23 protein-coding genes are annotated in these 22,773 nt (G+C 62.2%); 9 read left to right on the forward strand and 14 right to left on the reverse strand.

Translation table 11 applies throughout. The features are described from left to right. Positions 1–20: 20 nt before the first annotated feature. The 5 genes from ATN84_RS15505 to ATN84_RS15525 all read right to left on the reverse strand — a co-directional run bounded on the left by ATN84_RS15505 (position 21) and on the right by ATN84_RS15525 (position 5,271). Positions 21–944: a lipid A biosynthesis lauroyl acyltransferase gene (locus ATN84_RS15505; RefSeq protein ID WP_068882526.1), complete on the reverse strand. Its 924-nt coding sequence runs from the start codon at positions 942–944 to the stop codon at positions 21–23. 336 nt (positions 945–1,280) lie between these two features. Further along, the gene (locus tag ATN84_RS15510; RefSeq protein ID WP_068882527.1) at positions 1,281–2,309 is read right to left on the reverse strand and encodes a zinc-binding dehydrogenase; all 1,029 of its coding nucleotides are present in this window, start codon (positions 2,307–2,309) and stop codon (positions 1,281–1,283) included. A 95-nt stretch (positions 2,310–2,404) separates the two neighbouring features. Continuing rightward, a complete protein-coding gene (locus tag ATN84_RS15515) occupies positions 2,405–3,685 on the reverse strand; it encodes a beta-ketoacyl-ACP synthase (protein WP_068882528.1) in 1,281 nt (426 codons plus the stop codon). A 21-nt stretch (positions 3,686–3,706) separates the two neighbouring features. Continuing rightward, entirely contained in the window at positions 3,707–4,888 is a 1,182-nt protein-coding gene (locus tag ATN84_RS15520; protein WP_068882529.1) for a beta-ketoacyl-ACP synthase, read from the reverse strand. A gap of 101 nt (positions 4,889–4,989) precedes the next feature. Next, positions 4,990–5,271 (reverse strand): acyl carrier protein, encoded by a 282-nt coding sequence (locus ATN84_RS15525; protein ID WP_068882530.1) that lies wholly within the window; start codon positions 5,269–5,271, stop codon positions 4,990–4,992. A gap of 214 nt (positions 5,272–5,485) precedes the next feature. Here ATN84_RS15525 and ATN84_RS15530 point away from each other — a divergent pair, with 214 nt between their 5' ends. From ATN84_RS15530 to ATN84_RS15540, 3 genes are all read left to right on the forward strand, one after another. Continuing rightward, the gene (locus ATN84_RS15530) at positions 5,486–6,442 is read left to right on the forward strand and encodes an AEC family transporter (protein ID WP_068882531.1); all 957 of its coding nucleotides are present in this window, start codon (positions 5,486–5,488) and stop codon (positions 6,440–6,442) included. Between the two features lie 174 nt (positions 6,443–6,616). Then, positions 6,617–8,074, forward strand: a complete 1,458-nt coding sequence (locus ATN84_RS15535) for an NAD-dependent succinate-semialdehyde dehydrogenase (RefSeq protein ID WP_068882532.1) — start codon at positions 6,617–6,619, stop codon at positions 8,072–8,074. Positions 8,075–8,166: 92 nt separating this feature from the next. Beyond that, the gene (locus ATN84_RS15540; RefSeq protein WP_068882533.1) at positions 8,167–9,183 is read left to right on the forward strand and encodes an aldose epimerase family protein; all 1,017 of its coding nucleotides are present in this window, start codon (positions 8,167–8,169) and stop codon (positions 9,181–9,183) included. Positions 9,184–9,495: 312 nt separating this feature from the next. On the opposite strand, the gene ATN84_RS15545 is transcribed toward ATN84_RS15540, so the two are convergent. Beyond that, positions 9,496–10,425: a sugar kinase gene (locus ATN84_RS15545; protein WP_068882534.1), complete on the reverse strand. Its 930-nt coding sequence runs from the start codon at positions 10,423–10,425 to the stop codon at positions 9,496–9,498. Positions 10,426–10,570: 145 nt separating this feature from the next. Here ATN84_RS15545 and ATN84_RS15550 point away from each other — a divergent pair, with 145 nt between their 5' ends. The 4 genes from ATN84_RS15550 to dusA all read left to right on the forward strand — a co-directional run bounded on the left by ATN84_RS15550 (position 10,571) and on the right by dusA (position 14,118). Beyond that, on the forward strand, positions 10,571–11,290 hold the full coding sequence (locus tag ATN84_RS15550; RefSeq protein ID WP_068882699.1) for a DUF1045 domain-containing protein: 720 nt from the start codon (positions 10,571–10,573) through the stop codon (positions 11,288–11,290). Position 11,291: 1 nt separating this feature from the next. Continuing rightward, a complete protein-coding gene (locus tag ATN84_RS15555; RefSeq protein ID WP_068882535.1) occupies positions 11,292–12,431 on the forward strand; it encodes an alpha-D-ribose 1-methylphosphonate 5-triphosphate diphosphatase in 1,140 nt (379 codons plus the stop codon). After that, a complete protein-coding gene (gene phnN / locus ATN84_RS15560; protein WP_068882536.1) occupies positions 12,428–13,054 on the forward strand; it encodes a phosphonate metabolism protein/1,5-bisphosphokinase (PRPP-forming) PhnN in 627 nt (208 codons plus the stop codon). The genes ATN84_RS15555 and phnN overlap by 4 nt, the downstream gene beginning before the upstream one ends. Positions 13,055–13,125: 71 nt before the next feature. Next, entirely contained in the window at positions 13,126–14,118 is a 993-nt protein-coding gene (dusA, locus tag ATN84_RS15565) for a tRNA dihydrouridine(20/20a) synthase DusA (RefSeq protein WP_068882537.1), read from the forward strand. 229 nt (positions 14,119–14,347) lie between these two features. Here dusA and ATN84_RS15570 read toward each other — a convergent pair whose 3' ends face one another. Genes ATN84_RS15570 through ATN84_RS15580 form a run of 3 tightly spaced genes read right to left on the reverse strand, consistent with a single transcriptional unit; the run spans position 14,348 to position 16,111 of the window. Continuing rightward, a complete protein-coding gene (locus ATN84_RS15570) occupies positions 14,348–15,052 on the reverse strand; it encodes a TIGR02281 family clan AA aspartic protease (protein ID WP_068882538.1) in 705 nt (234 codons plus the stop codon). After that, positions 15,049–15,309, reverse strand: a complete 261-nt coding sequence (locus ATN84_RS15575) for a DUF1289 domain-containing protein (protein ID WP_153020257.1) — start codon at positions 15,307–15,309, stop codon at positions 15,049–15,051. Before ATN84_RS15575 ends, ATN84_RS15570 begins: the two co-directional genes overlap by 4 nt. Positions 15,310–15,328: 19 nt before the next feature. Then, a complete protein-coding gene (locus ATN84_RS15580; RefSeq protein WP_068882701.1) occupies positions 15,329–16,111 on the reverse strand; it encodes an adenosylcobinamide-GDP ribazoletransferase in 783 nt (260 codons plus the stop codon). Positions 16,112–16,281: 170 nt separating this feature from the next. On the opposite strand from ATN84_RS15580, the gene cobT reads away from it, so the two are divergent. Then, on the forward strand, positions 16,282–17,304 hold the full coding sequence (gene cobT, locus ATN84_RS15585; protein WP_068882539.1) for a nicotinate-nucleotide--dimethylbenzimidazole phosphoribosyltransferase: 1,023 nt from the start codon (positions 16,282–16,284) through the stop codon (positions 17,302–17,304). A 195-nt stretch (positions 17,305–17,499) separates the two neighbouring features. On the opposite strand, the gene ATN84_RS15590 is transcribed toward cobT, so the two are convergent. The 3 genes from ATN84_RS15590 to ATN84_RS15600 all read right to left on the reverse strand — a co-directional run bounded on the left by ATN84_RS15590 (position 17,500) and on the right by ATN84_RS15600 (position 19,451). Further along, positions 17,500–17,979: an Lrp/AsnC family transcriptional regulator gene (locus ATN84_RS15590; protein ID WP_068882540.1), complete on the reverse strand. Its 480-nt coding sequence runs from the start codon at positions 17,977–17,979 to the stop codon at positions 17,500–17,502. Positions 17,980–18,073: 94 nt separating this feature from the next. Further along, positions 18,074–18,712: a uracil-DNA glycosylase family protein gene (locus ATN84_RS15595; RefSeq protein ID WP_068882541.1), complete on the reverse strand. Its 639-nt coding sequence runs from the start codon at positions 18,710–18,712 to the stop codon at positions 18,074–18,076. A gap of 40 nt (positions 18,713–18,752) precedes the next feature. Then, a complete protein-coding gene (locus ATN84_RS15600) occupies positions 18,753–19,451 on the reverse strand; it encodes a thermonuclease family protein (RefSeq protein ID WP_082766313.1) in 699 nt (232 codons plus the stop codon). A 163-nt stretch (positions 19,452–19,614) separates the two neighbouring features. Here ATN84_RS15600 and ATN84_RS15605 point away from each other — a divergent pair, with 163 nt between their 5' ends. Next, on the forward strand, positions 19,615–21,147 hold the full coding sequence (locus ATN84_RS15605) for a HAMP domain-containing sensor histidine kinase (protein ID WP_068882542.1): 1,533 nt from the start codon (positions 19,615–19,617) through the stop codon (positions 21,145–21,147). A 6-nt stretch (positions 21,148–21,153) separates the two neighbouring features. On the opposite strand, the gene ATN84_RS15610 is transcribed toward ATN84_RS15605, so the two are convergent. Together ATN84_RS15610 and ATN84_RS15615 are read right to left on the reverse strand one after the other, a co-directional pair. Next, complete coding sequence (locus ATN84_RS15610) at positions 21,154–21,849, reverse strand: DNA alkylation repair protein (RefSeq protein WP_068882543.1); 696 nt, start codon at positions 21,847–21,849, stop codon at positions 21,154–21,156. Then, the gene (locus ATN84_RS15615; RefSeq protein WP_068882544.1) at positions 21,846–22,715 is read right to left on the reverse strand and encodes an NAD(P)-dependent oxidoreductase; all 870 of its coding nucleotides are present in this window, start codon (positions 22,713–22,715) and stop codon (positions 21,846–21,848) included. Before ATN84_RS15615 ends, ATN84_RS15610 begins: the two co-directional genes overlap by 4 nt. Between the last annotated feature and the right edge of the window lie 58 nt (positions 22,716–22,773).

Genomic DNA, 22,773 nt, shown 5'->3' on the forward strand with positions numbered 1-22,773 from the left:
AAGGGCGCGGGGCCGGGAATTCAGCCCCAGCGCTTGTGGAACCACATCCACTGGCCGGGATATTGGCGCACCCATCCTTCCACGGTATCGTTGAGAAGCTGTGCGGTGGCGTCGACGTCGACCTGACCTTTCGCGTCGCGCGGCAGGTCCATGCGCTCGTATAGCTCCAGCCGGTAGCGGCCGCCGGGCAAACGGATGCAGCGCGCGGGATAGACGTCGCAATCGAACTGCCGGGCGAGTTTGGCAAGAAGCGGATTGGTCTTGACCGGACGTCCGAAGAAAGTCGACAGCACGCCACGGCGGAACTTCTGGTCGACCAGCATGCCGACATTGCCGCCGTCGCCCAGCACATGGGCGAGCGACCAGGCCGCTCCCGCCTTGGAAGGCACCAGATGGCCCATATTGGTGCGCCGCGCCTGCAGCACTTCCTGGGCGATGAACGGGTTGTTGGGCGGGCGGAAGAGGGCGGTGACGTTCAACCCGAAGGTCGCGGCGCAGACAGGCAGAAGCTCGAAATTGCCGGTGTGGGCGGTGAAGAAGATGTGCGGCTTATTCTCGTCGCGCAGGCGCTCGAAGATTTCCCTGCCCTGAACCTCGATCAGCCCCGGCCCGGTCGCGTTCGGGTCATAGTCGAAAACCGCGTCGAGGAAGATATATTCGGCAAAAAGCCGCGCCATGCCGTCCCACATGTCGCCGGCGATCTTCTCGATCTCGGCGGTGGGCTTCTCGGGATAGGCCTGGCGCAGATTGGCGATCGCGACGCGATGGCGGGGCGTATAGGGGCCGATGAGCCGTCCCGCTTTCGCCGTGAACTCGATGGCGCTCCTAGCGGGCAGGCGGCGCAACAGCCACAGGACGAGGAAAACCGCCTGCGCCCACAGCCAATAATTGGCGCGACGCAGTTTTTGCCAGTAGCGCCAGAGGAGGAGTTTGAGCTTTAGCATGAGGTGGTTCGCATTGAAGTGGCAGGGTTGGCGGAACAGTGCCCCGCCCTGGCCTGCTTGGCATCTATCCTCCCTCCCGTCGTCATCCTCGGGCTTGACCCGAGGATCCACGGCAAGGGAGCACTGAGTTTTCCATCATCGCAAGGGCGTTCCAGAATGCAGTTGGCGAGCAATATCTGGCTTTGATGATCATGATCCCGTAGCGGATGATAATACCACTTCCACCCCCTAGCCGTGGATCCTCGGGTCAAGCCCGAGGATGACGGAGTAAGGAGGGGGAGATGGCCGGAAGGCCAGAGGGGCGCGCCTCGCGATTCCGTCAAAACATGTCCCGCCTTAACCCACCCGCAAGATAATCTTGCCGAACACGTCCCGGCCTTCCATGCGCTTCAGCGCCGTATCGATCTCGTCGAAGCCAACCACGGTGTCGATCACCGGATGCACCAGCCCACGCGCCATTTTCTGCATGGCGTCGGCCATGTTTTCCATGCGGCAGCCGAAGGAGCCGAAGAGTTTCAATTGCTGCTGGAAGAGCATCATCAGGTTCATCTCGGTGGAGACGCCCGAGGTGGAGCCGCAGGTGACGAGGCGGCCGCCGCGCTTGAGCGACAGCATGGAGCCGGCCCAGGTGTCCTTGCCGACATGTTCGAACACGACGTCGACGCCCTTCTTCTTCGTCAGCTTGCGCACGACGCCTTCGAAGCGGTCCTCGCGGTAGTTGATGACGTGATCGGCACCCAGCGCCTTGGCCTTCTCGATCTTGTCATCAGAGCCGACGGTCGTGATAACGGTGCAGCCCATCTTCTTGGCAAGCTGGATCGCCGCCGTGCCGATGCCGGAGCCGCCGGCTTGCACGAGAACAGTCTCGCCGGGCTCAAGTTTCGCGTTGTCGAACAGCATGTGCTCGACCGTACCGAAGGTTACGGGCGCGACCGCCGCGCCTGTTACATCGACGCCGGGAGGGGCCGGGACGAGCAGGCGGGCAGGGAGATTGATCTTCTCCTGCGCGAAGCCGTCGAGATGGAAGCCATGAACGCCGGAGACATGCTCGCAGAGATTATCGCGGCCTTCGCGGCAGTGGCGGCAGAGGCCGCAGGTCTGCGCGCCGTAGATCGAGACGAGCTGGCCGGGCAGGACACTTGCCACGCCCGGGCCGAGCGTCTCCACCTCGCCGGAGGCTTCCGCGCCGATCACCAGCGGCATCTTCCGCTTGGCGAAGGCCATGCCGCGCCAGCCCCAGACATCGATGTGGTTTAGCGCCACCGCCTTGATCCGCACCGTCACTTCACCGGGGCCGGGAGGCGGCGGCGGGGCGATGTCGGTCAGTTCCAGACGGCGGTCTTCGATGAGTTGTAATGCGCGCATGAGTCTTTCTTCTATTGAAAAGGAAGTAGGGGAGTAAGGGAATAGGGGAGTATGTTTCCCTACTCACTTACTCCCCTATTCCCCTACTCCCTTAATTACAGGACGGGTTCCGCCCCCATGACAAGGCAGGTGTTCTGACCGCCGAAGCCGAAGGAGCTGGAGAGCACCGTCGAGACCTGCATCTCGCGCTTCACGTTCGGCACCACGTCGAGCAGGATGGTGGGGTCAGGGTTGTCGTGGTTGATGGTGGGGGGCAGGGTGCCGGTCTGGATGGTGAGCAGCGAGAACGCCGCCTCGATCGCGCCCGCCGCCGTCAGGGTGTGGCCGATCATCGACTTGTTCGACGAGGTGGGGATCGAGCCGATGCGGTCGGCGAATACGGTGGAAAGCGCCAGATATTCCATCTTGTCGTTTTCCGGCGTCGAGGTGCCGTGGGCGTTGATATAGTCGATCTCACCAGTGGTGAGGCCTGCATCCTCCAGCGCCGCCTGGACCGCGCCGATGGCCGGCGAGCCGTCGGGCTTGGAGCGGGTGCGGTGGAAATCGTCGGCCTTTTCGCCGCATCCGGTGAGGAAGCCCAGGATTTTCGCGCCACGGGCGAGGGCGCTTTCGAGCGATTCCATCACCAGAGCGCCCGCGCCCTCGGCCATGACGAAGCCGTCGCGATCCTTGGAGAAGGGCTTTGCGGCTTTGTGCGCCGGATCGTTCTGCGTCGACAGCGCCGACAGAAGCGAGAAGCGGATGAGCGATTCGGCGGAAACGGAGCCATCGGTGCCGATGGAGAGCACGCGGTCGGCTTCGCCGCGCCGGATGGCTTCGACGCCGAGCTGGATGGCGGTGGCACCCGATGCGCAGGCGGTGGAAAGCGTGATCGGCAGGCCGCGCGTGCCGAAACGGTCGGCGATGCGCTCGGAGATATAGCCGAACTGCGTGGTGTTGAAGAAATGCTGGTTCGGGTTCTTGCGGCAGGAGGCGAGCATGAGCTCGTAGCCCGGACCACCTTCATCGACCGTGGTCAGATCGAGCTCGAATCGGCTTTTCCAGTCGAGTTCGACCGGAGGTGCGGCGAGGAAAAGCGGTCCGCCGAAATCATCCATGGGAAGGCCCGATTGCGCGATCGCTTCTTCGGCGGCGAGCGCGGCGAGCTTTTCCGACAGGGGCACCGCGCCGGCGGTGCTCTCTTCAAGGAAATCGACCGTGCCGGCGATGCGGGTCTTGAGGTCTTCCGTCGGGAAGCGGGTGATGTCGTGGATGCCCGAGCGCCCGCCGGTCAATGCCGCCCAGTTGTCTTCCTTGCCCTGGCCGAGCGAGGAGACGACGCCGATGCCGGTGACGGCGACGATCGGGCGGCCGAGATGATCTGTGTATTTTGTCATCTGTCTCTCCTTACGCTTTCCCTACACTTTTACCAGACGGGCGGCGCCTTCGGCGCGCGTGACCCCGATCGTGGTGGCGATGGCTGCGGAAACCGGCTTGTCCAGCGGCTTTTCGCTTTTCTCCAGGGGGGCGAAAGCCTCGCCCTTCGAAACCGCGACTGCCGCCAGCGCGACCGCAAGCGGGAACTGCGCCTCGCGCAGATGGCCGGTGATGCCGGAAATACCGCGCGCGGCGGCGCCGGGGAGGGCGTCGAGCACAGCCTTTTCCGCAGTGGTCGGCTCGTGCGCGCCGGATGCGCCGGAAACGATGAAAGGCGCTTCATCGCCGTCCACCGCCTTTTCCAGCATGTCCTGGACGGCTTTCTTCAGATCGTCGCGGCCGCGGCGGATCTGGCCACTGGTGATCTGCTCGATCTCGGCATAAGCGCGAGCGCCGCGCTTGGCGGCATGCTCGGCGCTTTCCAGCACGAGGAATGCACCGCCTGATCCGGTGACGAGGCCACCGCCGGCACTGCCCTGGCGCTGCCAGAGCGGCGCCCAGCCATCCGACTTGAGATAGCCGCCGAGCTCATGGCCGAGCAGCATGTCCCAATGCTCGGTGTTATAGGCGCTGCCGACCAGCATATGGGTGCTTTGCCCCGAGCGGATGCGTGCGGCTGCCGTCTCGATAGCGGAAATCCCCGAGCTTTCCTCGCCCATGAAGGTGCGCGATGAACCCGTCACCTTGTGGACGATCGAGATGTTGCCCGCCAGCAGATTGGACAATTGTGCCAGGAACAGCGTCGGGCGAAGCTCGGTGGAAAGCTTCTGGTTCAGCATGACGCCACGGTCATTGCTGGTGCGGCCCTCGCCGAGGATCAGCGTGTCGACGGTAAGGTCGCGCTCGCCGCCGCCAGCTGCGACGACCATATCCATGGTCGAGCACAGGGCCTCGTCTTCCTTGATGCCGGCATCCTGAAGCGCGAGGCCCGCGGCATAGGTTCCCAGACGCTGCCAGGTTTCCATCTGGCGCTGATCGCTGCGCTTGGGAATCTGCAGGTTCCAGTCCACTTCGCCCAGGGGATGTACGGTGTAGGGCGCGAAATTCTCGGTATCGAGCTTGGGCTCGGGCTTTACCGACAGTGCATTCCAATGGGCATCGATGCCTTCGCCGAGCGAGGATACGATACCGATACCGGTGATGAGGACTTTATTGTTCTGCATGTTTTCCCGCCGCTTTTTCCCGCCGATCGGGGCCTTTTTCAGTCTTTCGGGCTCATGATCCCGTTCAAAAAAGTCTTCAACTTTTTGGGATCATGCGCTGGTCAGGCCTTCTTCGCGGCAACCAGTTCGTCGATCTTGGCGCAGAGATTCTTCAGGACGAAATATTCTTCCGTCGGAACCTTGCCGTCATTGACTTCCTGGGTCCACTTCTCGAGCGGAATCTTGATGCCGAAAGCCTTGTCGATGGCGAAGACGATGTCCAGGAAATCGAGGCTGTCGATGCCGAGATCGTCAATCGTATGGCTTTCGGGCGTGATCGTGCTGCGGTCGATCTCGCTGGTTTCGGAGATGATGTCGGCGACTTTGTCGAACGTGGATGACAATTTTAGGTTCCTTTTCCTGCACCGTTGATATGCGGCATTTCTGGTAATTCGCGCGTGTCTAGCGTTTTTCGCGTCTCAGGGAAAGATATAAAGCCGGAGGCGCGCCACCGGCGGTCATCGGCCCTGCGCGCGGCAACCTATGCTGCTTCAGTAAAGTGTTTGCTAACCTCGTTTCAAGGTTGCATCCGGAGACGCCAGATCATATCCGGAGTAGATGGGACTCGCCGGAACGATATTCATCATCTTCAGCATTATTTTTCTGGGCTACGGAGCGGCGCGCCTGCGGGTGCTGAGCGAGGCGGCCGGTGACGGGCTTTCCGAGTTCGTCTTCGTGATATCGACGCCCCTGCTTCTGTTTCGCACAATGATCTCGGCGGATTTCCACGGCAGCGCCCCATGGGCTCTGTGGATGGCCTATTTTTCCGGCGTGATCGGTGCCTGGCTCATCTCGCACGGGACGATTCGCGCGGTTTTCGGCCGGGACAGGCGCGCCGGCGTGGTGGCCGGCGTGTCGGGCGCATTCTCGAATCTGGTGTTTCTCGGCGTGCCCCTGATGCTGGGCGTTTTCGGCCAGGAAGGCGTGACGATCATCTCGCTCATCATTTCCATCCATCTGCCATTGATGATGGCGGCTTCCATCGCCCTTAACGAATGGGCGATGCGGCGCGATGGGGTGCAGACTGGCGAAACCCATTTCATCGGGACACTCAAGGCATTTCTGCGAAGCCTTCTGCACAATCCGCTGATCATCGGCATTCTGGCGGGATGGGCATGGCGCTTTACCGGGCTGGCGATGCCCGAACTCGCCTTGACCCTGGTAAATACGCTGGCAGGCGTAGCGGGGCCCGTCGCGCTGTTCGCGATGGGAATGGGCCTGAAGAAATTCGGTATTTCCGGCAATGTGCGGGCTGCCTCGCTCATTGCGACGCTCAAGCTGATGCTGATGCCGGCGGTGGTTCTGGCGGTCGCCTGGATGCTGCAGCTCCCGCCGCTGACGGCCAAGGTCGCCGTCACTGCCGCCGCGCTTCCCTCCGGTATCAATTCCTATCTGATCGCCACCCGGTTCGGAACGGGGCAGGCGCTCGCCTCCACCTCAATGGTGATCGCCACTGGCCTCTCGGCCCTGACGATCGGCGTCTGGATATCCATCGCCACGCATATCTTTGGCTGATCTCAGCAAATCGTGATTGTGGGGCGGCGTCATTGCGCGGCGGGCAGGGTGGACAATTCGATCGTCCGCGCAAGATACTGTCCTTGACATTCCCTACGATCGCGCGTGAGAAATTCCCGGACGTTGGAGAGGGCACAGGATCGGCCATCGCCGATATGCTCGAGGAGAACAACAATGCTTCAGAAGACCAGCTATTTCATGAAACAGGCCAATCTGATCGCCGGCGAGTGGGTGGAGGCCGATTCCGGCCAAACCATCGACGTCGTCAACCCGGCGACGGGCCTGAAGATCGGAACGGTGCCGAATTCAGGCAAGGCGGAGACGGTGCGCGCCATCGAGGCGGCGGCGGAAGCATTCGAAAGCTGGAAGAAGACGTCAGCCAGCGAACGCGCCAAGCTGATGCGCAAGCTGCACGACCTGATCATGGAGAATCAGGATGCGCTGGCCGAACTCCTGACGCTCGAACAGGGCAAGTCGCTCACCGAGGCAAAGGGCGAAGTGGGCATGTCCGCCGCCTATATCCTCTGGTATGCCGAGGAAGCGCGCCGCATCTATGGCGACGTGGTGCCGTCGCCCTGGCGCGACCGCCGCATCATGGTGACGAAGGAGCCGGTGGGCGTGATCGCCGCCATCACGCCATGGAACTTCCCGTCCTCGATGCTCGCCCGCAAGATTGGCCCGGCGCTCGCCTCTGGCTGCACGGCTGTGGTGAAGCCGGCGACGCAGACGCCTTATTCCGGTCTTGCCTGGGGCGTGCTCTGCGAAGAGGCGGGCATTCCGAAGGGTGTCGTCAACATCCTGACGGGCTCGGCATCCGAGATCGGCGGCGAGATGACGCGCAACCCGCTGGTGCGCAAGATCACCTTCACCGGCTCGACCGAGGTCGGCAAGATCCTGATCAAGCAGGCGGCGAGCACGGTCAAGAAAGTGTCGATGGAACTCGGCGGCAATGCGCCGTTCATCGTCTTCGACGATGCGGATCTCGACCGTGCGGTGGAAGGGGCGATCGCGGCGAAGTTCCGCAATTCCGGGCAGACCTGCGTGTGCACCAACCGTTTCTTCGTGCAGTCGAAGATCTACGGCAAATTCGTCGAGAAATTTGCCGCCGCCGCCGAGAAGCTGAAGGTCGGCAACGGGCTCGAAGAGGGCACCCAGCAGGGGCCGCTGATCGACGAGAAGGCGGTGCAGAAGGTCGAGGAATTCATCGCCGACGCCGAGAAGAAGGGCGGCAAGGTGATGACCGGCGGCAAGCGGCACGCGCTGGGCGGCACTTACTTTCAGCCGACCGTCATCGCCGATGCCAAGCCGCGCATGCGCTTCACCAGGGAGGAGATATTCGGTCCCGTCGCGCCGGTCTATAAATTCAAGAACGAGCAGGAGGCGATCGATCTCGCAAACAATACCGAATACGGCCTTGCCTGCTATTTCTACACGCAGGATCTCGGCCGCGCCTTCCGCGTGATGGAGGGGCTGAAATACGGCCTGATCGGCGTCAATGAGGGCGTTATCACCACCGTCGAGGCGCCGTTCGGCGGCCTTAAGGAGTCCGGTCTCGGCAAGGAAGGCGGACATCAGGGCATCGAGGATTATCTCGACACCAAATATGTCTGCATTGGTGGGTTGGGAATTTAATAGTGAGATAGTGAGTAGGGAATAGTGAGATAGTGGGTTAATCGCCTTCACTACTCACTATTCCCTATCTCACTCAAAAGGGCCTGCACATCGTGACATCGGAAATATTCGGAGAGACGCCGGATGGCGAGGCGGTTCATCGCATCACGCTATCCGGTGGAGGGCTGACCGCGAAAATCCTGACCTATGGCGCGGCCATCCAGGATCTGCGGCTTGAGGGCCACGAACCGTCGCTCGTGCTGGGGTATGAGGATTTTGCCGATTATCCCGCCCATTCGCCGCATATGGGGGCAATTGCCGGGCGATCGGCCAATCGCATCCGCAATGGCACCTTCACCATCGACGGCACCACCTATGAGGTGGACCGCAATTTCCTTGAGGCTCATAATCTGCATGGCGGACGAAAGGGGCTGGGCAAGCGGGTCTGGCGGGTGACCGGCTCGGGGCCGGATTTCGTGACGCTCGCCATCCTCGCCGCCGATGGCGAGATGGGCTTTCCCGGCAATCTCAACGTCAGCTGCACCTATATGCTGAGCCCCGGCGGGACGCTGGTCGTCCGGCTCGAGGCGGTGACCGACAAGCCGACGATCTGCAATCTTATCCATCACAGCTATTTCAATCTGGATGACGGCGGCGAAACCGACATTCTCGACCATCAGGTGATGATCGGGGCAGAGGCCTATCTGCCTTCGAATGAGGCGCTGATGCCGGATGGCCGTGTCCTGCCGGTCGAGGGCACCAGCCATGATTTCCGCGCCTTCCGCCCGGTGCGACTGGAGAAGGACGGCGCGCAAATCGTCTATGACAATAATTTCTGCCTTTCCGCCCAGCGCGGGCCGCTCAGGTGGTGTGCGGCCGCCAGGGGCGCAAAGTCCGGCGTCCGTCTCGATGTCTCGACGACGGAGCCCGGCGTGCAGTTCTATGCCGGCAATACACTGGCCCGCCCGGCGGTCGGCCTGACGGGCAAGCCTTACGACAATTACGCGGGCCTCTGCTTCGAGCCGCAGATCTGGCCGGATTCGCCAAGCTTTCCCTATTTTCCACAGGCGGTATTGCGGCCGGGTGAGGTGTACGCGCAGACGACGCATTATAGTTTCAGCAGAGGGTAGGGGCAGCTTCTCTTTAACCGCACCGCCTGGACGTCTGGGTGGTTCTGAACAGTTGATGCAGCGGAGGAGGCGAGGCATGGATTCCAGTGACAAGCACTGGAATGACGGGTTGAGAGGTTGCTGCTCTGACGAAGATCGCCGAGCCTGTCCGGTGCTTACGATTAGCCGGAAACATCAATTTTTCCGTCATTCCAGTGCTTGTCACTGGAATCCATGCCTCGACAGTGCCGCATCCGCTACGTTGGAAACGCGGCTGCCACTTAATGAAACGTCGTGGATCCATTCCGGAGACACGATAGGCCCGGATCGGGCTCACGCTTCACATAACTTCTCAAAAGCCTCCCGCGCCTCATCCATTGGCGCAAGCGCGCCGTGGAACTCGACGACACGGGCTGCCACGCAATGGGCGCGCCTTGCCGCATCGGCGGGGGCAAGCCCCTTAAGGCGGGCTGAGAGATAGGCGCCGTTGAAGCTGTCGCCGGCACCCGTCGTGTCGACGGCATTGGCGGTTACGGCCGGTACGGATTCCTCGTGTCCCTCTGCCACCACGAGGGCAGGGCCGGTCCCGTCCTTGACCACGATCTCCTTTACACCCAATGCCGTGAGACGGGCCGCCGTAACCGTGGGTACTGCATCGCCGAACAAATCCTTCTCGTCGGGGAAGGTGGGAAGTGCGATGTCGGCGAGCCGCATGGCGTCCCCGATCGCGGCGCGCGCGGTCTCGACATTCTCCCAGAGCCTTGGTCGGTAATTCGGATCGAAGGCGATGCGGCTGCCGTTTTCGCGTGCGGTGGCGATTGCTTCGAGCAGGGTCTGACGATCGGCCGGGGCGAGAATGGCAAGCGTGATGCCTGAGAAATAGACGATATCGCGGCCTTTCAGGCTGGCGGTGAGCGCCTCGCGGTCGCTGGCGAGCCTGCGCGCGGCGGCATCGCTGCGCCAATAGGTGAAGGAGCGCTCGGCGCCATCGAGCGTGATAGCGTAAAGGCCGGGGCGGGCGCCGGAAATGATGGGACTTTTGGCGATTCCTATGCCGTTTTCGGCAAAGAAATCACGCTGTTTTCGGGAAAACGGATCATCGCCGAAGGCGCTGACATAGTCGACCGCGTAATCCGGGGCCGAAAGCGCGCGGACATACCAGATCGTGTTGAACGTATCGCCGGCAAAGCCCATGCGCCAATTGTCGCCCGCGGCTCCCGACAGTTCGATCATGCATTCGCCGATAGATGCAAATCCGCTCAATTTTCTCATCCCCTGTATTGATCGCCCCTCAATAGTCAGGCGGAAGGCAAAAGGCCAGTGTGCAATTACGCCGATAGGCGGAGATTTCCTTTGTTGGCTTGTCATATTCCGCGTGTAACAAGGATGGGGAATGAGGGAATCGGGCATGCGCTACGCGATCTATTTCACGCCGCCAGCCGGCGACCCGCTCACCAAGGTGGCCGCCAACTGGCTGGGCCGCAATGTCTTCAGCGGCCACGCCGTGAAGCCGCCGGCGATCCGCTCCTTCGAGGCGGAGGAAGTCGCCCGGCTGACGGTGGAGCCGCGTCGCTATGGTTTTCATGCGACGCTGAAGGCGCCTTTCCGGCTCGATGAGAGCCTGACCGAGCGCGACCTTCTGTCGGCCTTGATGCACTTCGCGTCGTCGACGGGTCCGGTGACAATCCCTAAGCTGCAGGTGGCCGCTATCGGCCATTTCTTCGCGCTGGTGCCCGAGGAGCCGTTGCCCGAACTCGACCAACTGGCGAACGATGTCGTCGTGGCGCTGGACCGATTTCGTGCGCCGGCGACCGATGCGGAGAAGGCCAGGCGACGGCCTGATTCCTTAAGTATTTCGCAGTTGAGGAATCTCGAGCAATGGGGGTATCCTTACGTGTTCGATGATTTTCGCTTTCACATGACTTTGACCGGACGTGTCGAGGAGAAGGATAGGCTTCGCGTCGCGGGCATGCTGGATGCGTTTTTCGAACCGGTTTTGAGCGAGCCGGTCGAAATCGCCAATCTCGCGCTGTTCGTCGAGGCTGAGCCAGGCGCGCCGTTCGAAGTCCATTCCCTTCACCCGCTGGCGCAACCTGCATTGACGGGAGCCGGCCGGAAGAGTGCCTGACATGCCGCATGAATTCATTTTGAAAAATGCCCGGATCATCCTCGAAAACGAGGTGCTTACGGGCTCCGTGCTCATCCGGGATGGGCAGATCGCGGATATTTCCGAAGGATCAATGCTCGCCGGCGAGGATCTGGAGGGCGATTTCCTGACGCCGGGGCTGATCGAGCTCCATACCGATCATCTGGAGGGGCACTATGCCCCGCGCCCCAAGGTGCGCTGGAACCCCATCGCCGCCGTCCAGGCGCATGACGCGCAGATCGCCGCTTCCGGCATCACCACGGTCTTTGATGCGTTGCGCGTCGGTCTCGATGCCGAGGCCGACGTGGGCGTGGAGGACATGGCCGTGCTGGCCGATGCGATTTCGGACGGCATGAAGAACAACCGGCTGCGGGCCGAGCATTTCCTGCATCTGCGCTGCGAGGTTTCGGCGCCCGACTGCCTGGAGGCTTTCGCGGCCATACAAGGCTATGACCGGGTGCGCATGGCCTCGCTGATGGATCATGCGCCGGGACAGCGGCAGTTCGCCGATGCGGAGAGCTACCGCGTCTATTACATGCGCAAGCTGAAAACCTCGGAGGAGGAATTCCGCCGCTATTGCGAAAGGCGTATGGCCGATTCCGAGCGATACTCTGCGGTCAACCGCAAGATGATCTCCGAGGCCTGCCAGGCGCGCGATATCGTGCTGGCGAGCCATGACGACGCGACTGTCGCCCATGTGGAAGAGGCCGTGGAGCAGGGGATACGCGTGGCTGAATTCCCGACCACCTTGGCGGCTGCTGCGGCGTCGAAAGAGGCGGGATTGTCGGTGCTGATGGGCGCGCCGAATGTGGTGCGCGGCGGATCGCATTCGGGCAATGTCTCGGCACGCGAACTGGCGGAGAAGGGCTGTCTCGACATCCTTTCCTCCGACTACATCCCTTTCAGCCTGATGCAGTCGGCATTCTTCCTGAGTGATGTGGTCGAGGGAATCACCCTGCCGCAGGCGATGCGGCTCGTGTCGAAGAATTCGGCTGAAGCCGTCGGGCTTGAGGATCGCGGCGAGGTCGCCATGGGCAAGCGCGCCGATCTGGTGCGTGTGCGGGTCGATGATCATGTGCCAGTCATCAGGACGGTCTGGCGCCAGGGAGAACGGGTGATATGACGGCAGCAGGGTCGATCGAACGCATCATGAGCGAAACGCGGCCGCTCAGGAACGGTGTTTTTGTTGCCGTCGTGGGGCCGAGCGGCTCGGGCAAGGACACCATCCTTTCCTATGCGCGGGAGCGGCTAGAGCAGCGCCCCGAATTCCATTTCGTGCGCCGGATCGTGACGCGAACGGCCGACGGCGATACGGAAGAGCATGATACGCTGAACGAGCAGGCTTTCGATGCAGCATTGCAATCCGGCGCCTTCAGCCTGCATTGGAACGCGCATGGGCTGCGCTATGCGCTGCCCAAATCCGTCGACCATCATGTGGAAAACGGCTCGGTGGTCATCGCCAATGTCTCGCGCAGCACGCTTGGCGGGCTCGGCGCCATCTATGCCAATGTCCGGATCGTCCATCTCAATGCCGCGCCGGAGGTGCTGGCGCGGCGCCTCGCCCAGCGCGGGCGCGAGGACGCGGCGGCGATCGAAGAGCGGCTCAGGCGCGGCGCCAAGGCGATTGCCCATCGCGACGGGGCGATCATGCTCGACAATTCGGGCCCAGTGGAGATCGCCGGCGATCGTTTCATCGCCATATTGGAGAAAGCCGCCGCCTTCGCCGCTATTTGCGAGCAGATTTGACGGGGGAGGCCAAACCTTCCTTAGGCTGCGGCGATCTTGAATTTCCTTCCATTCCGCTTTAGCTGACCGGGATGGAAAATTATCCGCGATATAGGCTGGCCATTGCGCCGATGATGGATTGGACGGACCGGCATTGCCGGTTCCTCCATCGTCAGATGACGCGGCATGCGCTTCTCTATACCGAGATGGTGGTGGCCGATGCCGCCATCCACGGCCATCGCGAGCGGCTGCTCGGCTTTTCCGCCGAGGAGCATCCCGTCGCGCTGCAGCTCGGCGGTTCCGATCCGGTGAAACTGGCGGAAGCCGCAAGGATCGGCGCCGGTTTCGGCTATGACGAGATCAATCTTAATGTCGGCTGCCCGTCTGACCGGGTGCAATCAGGCACTTTCGGCGCCTGCCTGATGAAGAGCCCGGAGCTGGTCGCGGAATGCGTCGCGGCGATGAAGCGCGCGGTCGATATTCCCGTTACCGTCAAGTGCCGGATCGGCGTCGACGATCAGGATCCGGAAGTGGCGCTCGACACGCTCGCCCGCCAGGTGATCGATGCGGGAGCGGATGCGCTCTGGGTCCATGCGCGCAAGGCCTGGCTGCAGGGGCTGTCGCCGAAGGAGAACCGGGATATCCCGCCGCTCGACTATGACCGCGTCTACCGGCTGAAAGCCGAATATGCGAATCATTTCATCGGCATCAATGGCGGCATTCAGACGCTCGATGAGGCGCTGGATCATCTCGACCGTGTCGACGGCGTCATGCTCGGCCGCGCCGCCTATCATAATCCGGGCCTTCTGATCGAAGCGGACCGGCGCATTTTCGGCGATGAGCGCGCGCCTGTCGATGCCGTCACCCTCATCGACACGATGTGCGATTATGCCGACCGGCATATCGCCGCCGGCGGCAGGCTTTCGCATGTCACCCGCCATATGATCGGGCTCTTCCAGGGCATGCCCGGCGCCCGACGCTGGCGGCAGCTGCTCTCGACCGAGGCGACGCGCGCGGATGCCGACAGCGATGTTATCCGCAAGGCCTTCGCGGAAATCGGGGAGAATGCCGTTGAGGCGGCCTGATAAATAGAGGGCGTCCTGTTTTGATGGAATCGCTAGGCGCCCCCCTCTGGGCTGCCGCCCATCTCCCCCGCAAGGGGGAGATTAGGTACCAGTTCCGCTTTCGCTAATCGCCAACATTGCGGGATAAGCGCCGCCATCAATGACGACCAATCTCCCCCCTTGCGGGGGAGATGCCCGGCAGGGCAGAGGGGGCGCTGTCCCGCCAGGGTTTTCACTCATGTGAACCGCCCTAATCCGACAGCACCAGCTCATCGCCGCGGACGGAAAATCCACGCAGCGTATCGAGGAAATTCATGCCGAGCAGGCTGCCGTTCAGGCGGCTGTCTTGGGCGACCAGCGCGCGGATATCGCGGCGCTCGATATCGCCGATCTGCAGCGTATCGAGCCGGACCGAGGCGGCGTTGGTGCTGCCGTTGGCGGTCATGATTGGGACGGAATAGGAAAGGCTGCCGGTGTCGATACCCGCGCGCCTTGCATCATCGCTGGAGAGGATGATCATCGAGGCGCCGGTATCGACGAGGAACGGCACGCGTGCGCCATTGACCCTGCCGTTCACCTCGAAATGGCCGTTGGCGGCCTTGGCGAGCGTCACGGTCAGGCTGCCATCGCCCGCCCGCTTCGATATGGGGCTGCCCGGGACGAGACCCGCGGTTATGCGGCTTGCGACATCCTGCAGTTCATAGCGGTACTGATAGCCGGCGACGAGGGCGAGAATGATGACGACCCAGATGGCGATGTTGCGGGCGAAATCACCGAGCCTGATGCCGGAGCCGAGGAGCGCGGCGGCAATCACGATGCCCCATATGCCGAGATAGGCTGCGCGGGCGAAGGCGTCATTGGCGACGCCAAGCGTGGTGCCGCTGTCATTGTTGGCCATCAGCAGCAGGACGACGCCGCCGATAACCGCGATGATGATCCAGAAAAGGCGGTTCATGCGTCGTCTCCCTGTGTAAGCCTTTCGCGCGCCATGCGTGCCCGGCGGGTCTCGCGCCGCGGCTTGCGCTCCACCGTTTCAAGGCGTGCAGGCAATTCCATCGAGATTTCGCGGCGGCGCTCCGGCGTCATCATCGTCCACGCGGCGATCTCGTCGACCGTGCGGCCGCAGCCGAAGCAATAGCCGGTCCTGGCGTCTATCGAGCAGACAAGGATGCAGGGAGATTCGATCATGCGGTCCAGCGGAAAATTCTCCATTTTCCTCAATGTGGTCGTATCAGACCATCATGACAAGACCTGTCAGAAGCGCCACCGCGGCGATCTGCTGGACCGCGCCCAGCGCATCGCCGGTCTGGCCGCCGATCTTGAGCGTGCAGAGATTGGCGAAACCGAAGGTGGCGGCGGCGCAAAGCAGGCCGGCAATCAGCAGCCCGCCGATGCCGCCTGCCGGCACATAGGTGACGATCAGGATGAGGAACCCGGCGAGAAGAGCTGTAAAGGCGGCGGTGCCGTCGGGCGAGCCCGCGCCGTCGGCCAGCCCGCCCGGCCTTGCCGAGGGAAGCATGTGCCAGAACTGCACCAGAACCGCGCGGCTCGCTGCTTCCGTACCGATCAGGGCGAGGGCGGCAAGGCCCGGGCCCGCGCGCTCGATAATGGCTGCGAGCAGCAGGGTGCGCAGGCCGATCGAGACGATAAGCGCCAGCGCGGCAAAGGTGCCGATGCGCGAATCCTTCATGATCTCGAGACGCTGCTTCTCCGTCGCGCCGCCGAAGAAGCCGTCGGCCACATCGGCGAGCCCATCCTCGTGCAGGGCGCCGGTGACGGCGGCAAGAACGGCGATGGCTATCATGCCCGTGACCATGGGCGGCAGATTGAAAAGGCTGGCGAGGATGAGCGCGAAGGCGGCGGGCAGGGCGATCACCGCGCCGGCCAGCGGGAAAACCCGGCTGTTTTCCGCCAATGAGCCGTTTTGGCCCGCAAACCAGCTCTGGGATATCGGCAGGCGCGTCAGAAAGCCGAGCGAGCGCATGATCTCAGCCAGAAGACCATCTGTATTCATGATCCTGTTCTCCATTCCCACATTTTCGGACTTGCTTCGGTTTCCACAAGTCCCGTCCGAGGTGGCTGCGACGGGATGTAACGGCAGCGTCATTGGAATTTTCGCTGCGTGCCCTTATAGGACTAGCGCGATCCAATTGCCATCAACCTTGCGTGACAGGATAACAAGACGTGACAACGACCGGCCTGCCTTTCGACGATTTCCGCGAACTGATCCGCAACCTTCCGGGGCCGGACGAAAGGGCCGCCCAGGCGGTGCGCGAGCGTGACGCGGTGTTGACGAAGCCGGCGGGCTCGCTTGGGCGGCTTGAGGAAATCGCCGTCTGGCTCGCCGCATGGACGGGGAAGGCCAAGCCGCAGGTGACGCGGCCGCTCGTCGCCGTCTTCGCGGGTAATCACGGCGTCACCGCCAAGGGCGTTTCGCCCTATCCCTCAAGCGTGACGGCGCAGATGGTGGAAAATTTCGCGGCCGGTGGCGCGGCGATCAACCAGCTCTGCATCGCCAACGATCTCGGCCTCAAGGTGTTCGATCTGGCGCTGGAATATCCGACCGGCGACATCACCGAGGAAGCGGCGATGGACGAGAAGACCTGTGCTGCGACCATGGCCTTTGGCATGGAGGCGATCGCCGGCGGCACGGACCTGCTCTGCATCGGCGAGATGGGCATTGGCAACACGACGATCGCGGCGGCGATCTGCCACGGCCTTTACGGCGGAACGGCCCAGGAATGGGTTGGGCCGGGTACCGGTGCGGACAGCGAAGGCCTGCGGCGCAAGGTGGCGGCGGTGCAGAGGGCGATCGAACTCCATCGTGGTCACCTGAAGGATCCGCTGGAGCTCCTGCGCCGTCTCGGCGGACGCGAGATCGCCGCGATGGCTGGCGCCATTCTCGCCGCGCGGATGGAGAAGGTTCCGGTGATCGTCGACGGTTATGTCGCGACATCAGCCGCGGCGGTCCTGCATGCGGCCAATCCGGCGGCGATCGACCATTGCCTGTTCGGCCATGTCTCGGCTGAGCCCGGTCACCGCAAGGTGCTGGAGAAGCTCGGCAAGAAGCCGCTGCTCGACCTCGGCATGCGGCTCGGCGAAGGAACGGGCGCGGCGCTCGCCGCCGGCATTGTCAAGGCGGCAGCCTTGTGCCACGCAGGGATGGCCACCTTCGAGCAGGCGGGCGTGAGTGGTAAGGTGAATTGAGATTGGGCTTAGGCAGGTAGAGCGGCGTTGGCACCCGGTCTGGTCTACGGGCTATCTCCCTGGAGATGGAGTGGCAATGTTCCGGAATGGATCCTCGGGCTTGACCCGAGGATCCATTCCGGAGCGGTCCAACGAGAAACCGCTTCACGGTTTCGGCATCATGGCCGGCAAGCCAGACGAGGAAGAAGCGCCTCGTTACGCCGGTTCCTTATCCAGCGTCATGTAATCGAGCGGCAGTTCCGTCGTGTATTTGATCTGCTCCATGGCGAAGGAGGAAGATACGTCGCGTATGTCTATCTTGGCGATGAGGCGCTTATAGAAGGAATCGTAAGCCGCGATGTCGGGAACGACAACGCGCACGAGATAGTCGATATCGCCGCTCATGCGGTAGAATTCCACGACCTCGGGGAACTCCTGCACCACTTCCGAAAAGCGCTTGAGCCATTCATGGCTATGGGAGCTGGTGCGGATGGCGACGAAGACCGTCACCCGCGCGTTGACCCGCACCGGATCGAGGATCGCCACCCGGCGCTTGATGACGCCATCCTCTTCCAGTTTCTGGATGCGGCGCCAGCAGGGTGTCGTTGAAAGCCCCACCTTCTTGGCGACGTCGGCAACCGCAAGCGTGGCATCCTCCTGCAGGAGCCGCAGAATTTTCCGATCCAGTCTGTCCATGGCATGGCCTCTTATGAAAAATAGAATACCTTATGCAGCAAGAATGCTAATGGATTCAAGAAAGCCTTTCTACATATGAGCAATATAAAGGAAATTATTTTCCATCATTCGTGAGTTCTCGGACAAGATGTCGGAGTTCCGGGATGAGTTCGCGCTCAAACCACGGATTGCGCTTCAGCCAGCCGCTGTTGCGCCATGAAGGATGCGGCATGGGCAGAACGCGGCGTCCGTTCTCCGTCGGCGTTTCGAGCGCCGAGCGCCAGTCGAGAACGGTCTCGGTCATCGAGGCCTTGCGGCGGTTGCCCATGTGATAGGCCTGCGCATATTGCCCGATGGCGATGACCAGCTCGATCTGCGGCATGCCGGCAAAGATGCGGCCGTGCCACAATTCCCGGCATTCGCGGCGCGGCGGCAGATCGCTGCCATGGGCGTCGTAGCCCGGAAAGCAGAAGCCCATCGGAATGATGGCGAAGCGGGCGGGATCGTAGAACTCATCCCGTGTCACATCAAGCCATTGCCTGAGGCGATCACCCGAGGGGTCGTTGAAGGGCAGGCCGGTATTGTGCACGCGGATGCCCGGCGCCTGGCCGCAGATGGCTATGCGCGCCGTTCGCGACATCACGCAGACGGGGCTGGGCTCGTGCGGGAGCGGCTTTCCGTGACGCGGGGCATCCCGGCAGACGCGGCATTGCGCGATTTCGGCCAACAGCGTGGCCGTGTCTTTTTCATGCATTTTTGTCCGCTCAGGCTCTGGGTCGCTGGCTTGTCCGTCCTCAGGGAGCGTTATTCTTTTGCACCTGATCATACAGGGTCGATACCAGCTTGTTCAGCCAGAGATAGAGATTTTCCATGGCCGTTTCGAGGGGTGAGGGACCTTTATGCGGCGTTTCCTGCAGGGCTTCATGCTCCCTCCGCCAATCCTGCGGGCGCTCGAAACTTCCGGCCCAGATGCCGCGCCGTTCCCTGCGGGCCACTGCTTCCTCGCTGGCATAGTGGCCATAGGCGACCGCCCAGCCCGTCTCCACCATCGCGCGGTTGAGATCAAGCTCGCCCACCCGGCAATCGCCGAGGAGCCGGTTGTACCTGTCGTTGCGCGAGGCGGAACATCGCACAGCGCGTCCGCCGATCAGTTTCTTCATCTCATTGCGGGCTTCCACGCCGCAATCATAATCGCGCTCCTGTCTTCGGCATATCTGCTTCATCTCCGGCGCATCGATCCCCTGCAGGCGGATATGCCGGCCGTCGATGATCAGCGTGTCCCCATCGATGACATAGGCAGGCCCCGCTGGCGGACCGCGACCGGGAAGGGGCGTATTGAGCCGCGCGACGATGAGCGCGAGGAGGATGAAGAAGGCGATCGTCAGCAGCCAGTCGAAAACGCGGCGCAGTGGCGATCGCGGCGGGGCCGGCCTCCGGCGATACCATCCGCGGCTTCCATATCTGCGCCTGAAGACCTTCCGCGCGTTTCTCATTTTATCCATTTCGACCAGCGATGGCAGGAAATCATTACAGTTTAAATATTTATTCTAACGTTAAACTTGAGGTTCTTTTAATCATTGCTCCATATTCTCCTCGGCATGGGTAATCTTAGGGCTTCAATCTCAGGCTGTGGAATCTAGCGCGGAAACTGCTGATATGCCGTCTTGGTCCACGCTTGCCGACAAGAATATCGTCGATCGCCGTCGCGTCTCGCGCAACGCCGAGTTGGCGAAAGCGGTGCGCAAGACCCGCGACCGGCTGCTGGAGAAGGCCGGACAAGCCAATTACGAATATGAAATATTGCTGATGTATGCCCGCGCGCTGGCGGCCGGCGCCGTCTCCGTCGGGGTTCTCGTGCTGATCGTGGCTTTTTCCGGCTTCCTGATCGGTCTCGGACGGCAGATGGTCATCTGGGCGCTGCTGACCATCGGATGCTATGGGATCCTGGCGCTGGCGACCCGCAAATTCAGCCAGACGCCGGCGGACCAGATCGATATCGAGCACTGGAAGAATATCTTCTTTGCCGGCCATGCAATAACAGGTATCGGCTGGGCCTATTTCGCCACGATCCGCTGCGGGGCGTGCGATGTCGCCTTCTTTCCCTTTGCGCAGGCGCTGGTGCTCCTGGTGGCGATGGCGGCCACCGCGATCATCTGTTCGGCTTTGCGCGGGGCGACCATTGCCGCCTTCGCTCTGCCGATCGTTGCCTACAGCCTGACGGCCAGGACGGAGCTGCCGCCGACCTTCCATGGCACGATGGTGGTGATGCTGGTGGCGGCGCTCGTCTTCTTCACCTACATCGCGACCCATTTCAACCGATCGGCGCGCATGGCACTGGCTTTCCAGAGCGAAAAGGATTCGCTGATAGCCGAGCTCGAGACGGCCAACGCCATGTCGGACGAAGCGCGGCGGCGTGCCGAGGAGGCAAATCTCGCCAAATCGCGGTTTCTCGCCTCGATGAGCCACGAGTTGCGCACGCCGCTCAACGCGATCCTGGGATTTTCCGAGGTGATGTCGAAGGAAGTCCTGGGGCGGATGGGCAACGAGACCTACAAGGATTATGCGCGCGACATCCATACATCGGGCCAGCATCTCCTGAACCTGATCAATGAAATCCTCGATCTGAGCCGCGTGGAAGCGGGGCGCTATACCTTGAACGAGGAACCGACACGGCTGGTGGATGTGGTTGGTGAAAGCATCCACCTGATGCAGATCAAGCTGCAGAAGAAGAACATCAAGCTGACGGAGCATTTCGAACAGGACCTGCCGTTCCTGTGGGCTGATGTCCGCTCCGTCCGGCAAGTGGTGCTGAACCTGCTTTCGAACGCGGTGAAATTCACGCCGGCCAATGGCGAGATCCAGATCAAGGTCGGATGGACCGCGGGCGGCGGGCAATATATCTCCATTCGCGACAACGGGCCGGGCATTCCACAGGAGGAAATCCCGGTGGTGCTGTCGGCTTTCGGGCAGGGCAGCATCGCCATCAAGAGTGCCGAGCAGGGCACGGGCCTTGGGCTGCCTATCGTGCAGGCGCTGATGGCGATGCATGGCGGCGAATTCCGGCTTTATTCGAAATTGCGCGAGGGCACGGAAGGGCTCGCCATCTTCCCGGCCTCGCGTGTCATGGAGGCGATGCCGGCGATCAAGCCGAAGCCGCGACCAGCGAAGCGGCCGCGCGCCGCTGCGTAAGAGCAGTCACGCCTTCGCCGCAAGCCGTTCCAATATTTTGGGCGATTCGAGTTCTTTCACAGCATCTTTGCCGATCCAGCGGGCGGTCTTGTCGGCCTGTTCCGCCAGGCGCTGGGCGAGCGTGAGCGCCGGTGCATGGCAGGCGCGGTTACGCTTGCCGATGTTGCGCAGCGCCCAGTTCACGGCCTTTTTGACGAAATTGCGCGGGTCTCTCGCATGGGTCTCGATCAACGGTAGCCAGGCGAGGATCGTTTCATCCGGTTCCTTCTTGAGATGCACGGCGGCGCCGGCGATTATCGCGAAAGCGGAGCGGCGGACGAACTCCCGCTCGTCAGCGGCGAGGGCCGGGATAAGCTCCTGTTCCAGCTGCGCCTCGACGAAGAGGTCTGCGGCAGCGTCGACGATCTCCCAGGAATTGAAATCGGCCGCCCAGGCGCGAGCCTCCCCGATCGTCAGCCGCTTCGGCTCGGCGGTAAAGATCGCCAGCATCCGTGCCTCGCGGATGCCGCTTCGCCATAGCTCGAGCGCCCGCCCGTGATTGCGTTCTACGAGCCGGGCGATCTTCTGCATGTCGGGATTGGAGATGCCGAGCGCCGTTTCCGTGACGATGCCGAAGCGCCCCATGCCGGCGATGTTCTCTTCCGAGCGAAGGGTCTTCAGATGCGCGATCAGGTCTGTGGCACTCGACGACGGCCCGATCATTTTTCGAGGCGTGCGAGGAGCGAGGAGGTATCCCAGCGGTTGCCGCCGAGCTTCTGCACTTCCTTGTAGAACTGGTCGACGAGGGCGGTTACCGGCAGCAGCGCGCCGTTTCGGTCGGCCTCTTCGAGGCAGATGCCGAGATCCTTGCGCATCCAGTCCACTGCGAAGCCGAAATCATATTTTCCAGCATTCATCGTCTTATAACGGTTCTCCATCTGCCAGGAGCCGGCAGCCCCCTTGGAGATGACCTCGATCACCTTTTCGATGTCGAGGCCGGCCTTTTTGCCGAAATGGATGCCTTCGGCGAGCCCCTGGACCAGGCCGGCGATGCAGATCTGGTTGACCATCTTGGTCAACTGGCCGGCGCCGACGGGACCCATCAGGCCGACGGCGCGTGCATAGCCCTCGATGACAGGCTGGGCGCACTCGAAGACCTTCTCATCGCCGCCGACCATGACCGTCAGCACGCCGTTCTCAGCCCCTGCCTGCCCGCCGGAGACCGGCGCGTCGAGGAAATGGAAGCCGCGCCTTTCGGCCTCCACCGCCAGTTCGCGGGCGACTTCCGCCGAGGCGGTGGTGTTGTCGATGAAGATCGCGCCCTTCTTCATGGTGGCGAAGGCGCCGTTCTCGCCAATGGTGACCGAGCGCAAATCATCGTCATTGCCGACGCATGAAAAGACGAAATCCTTGTCCTTGGCGGTCTCCGCCGGGGTCGCGGCGTGCTTGCCTTCGAATTGCTCCGCCCACTTTTTCGCCTTGGCTTCCGTCCGGTTATAAACCGTGACATCATGCCCGCCGCGCGTCTTGAGGTGGCCCGCCATCGGATATCCCATGACGCCGAGACCAATGAATGCCACTGTTGCCATCGTCTAATTCCTCTTCAATAGTGTGGGGAGCGCTGTTCAGCGCCTGCGAGTCCATAAT

The organism is Paramesorhizobium deserti (assembly GCF_001558695.1).
Classification (GTDB): domain Bacteria; phylum Pseudomonadota; class Alphaproteobacteria; order Rhizobiales; family Rhizobiaceae; genus Paramesorhizobium; species Paramesorhizobium deserti.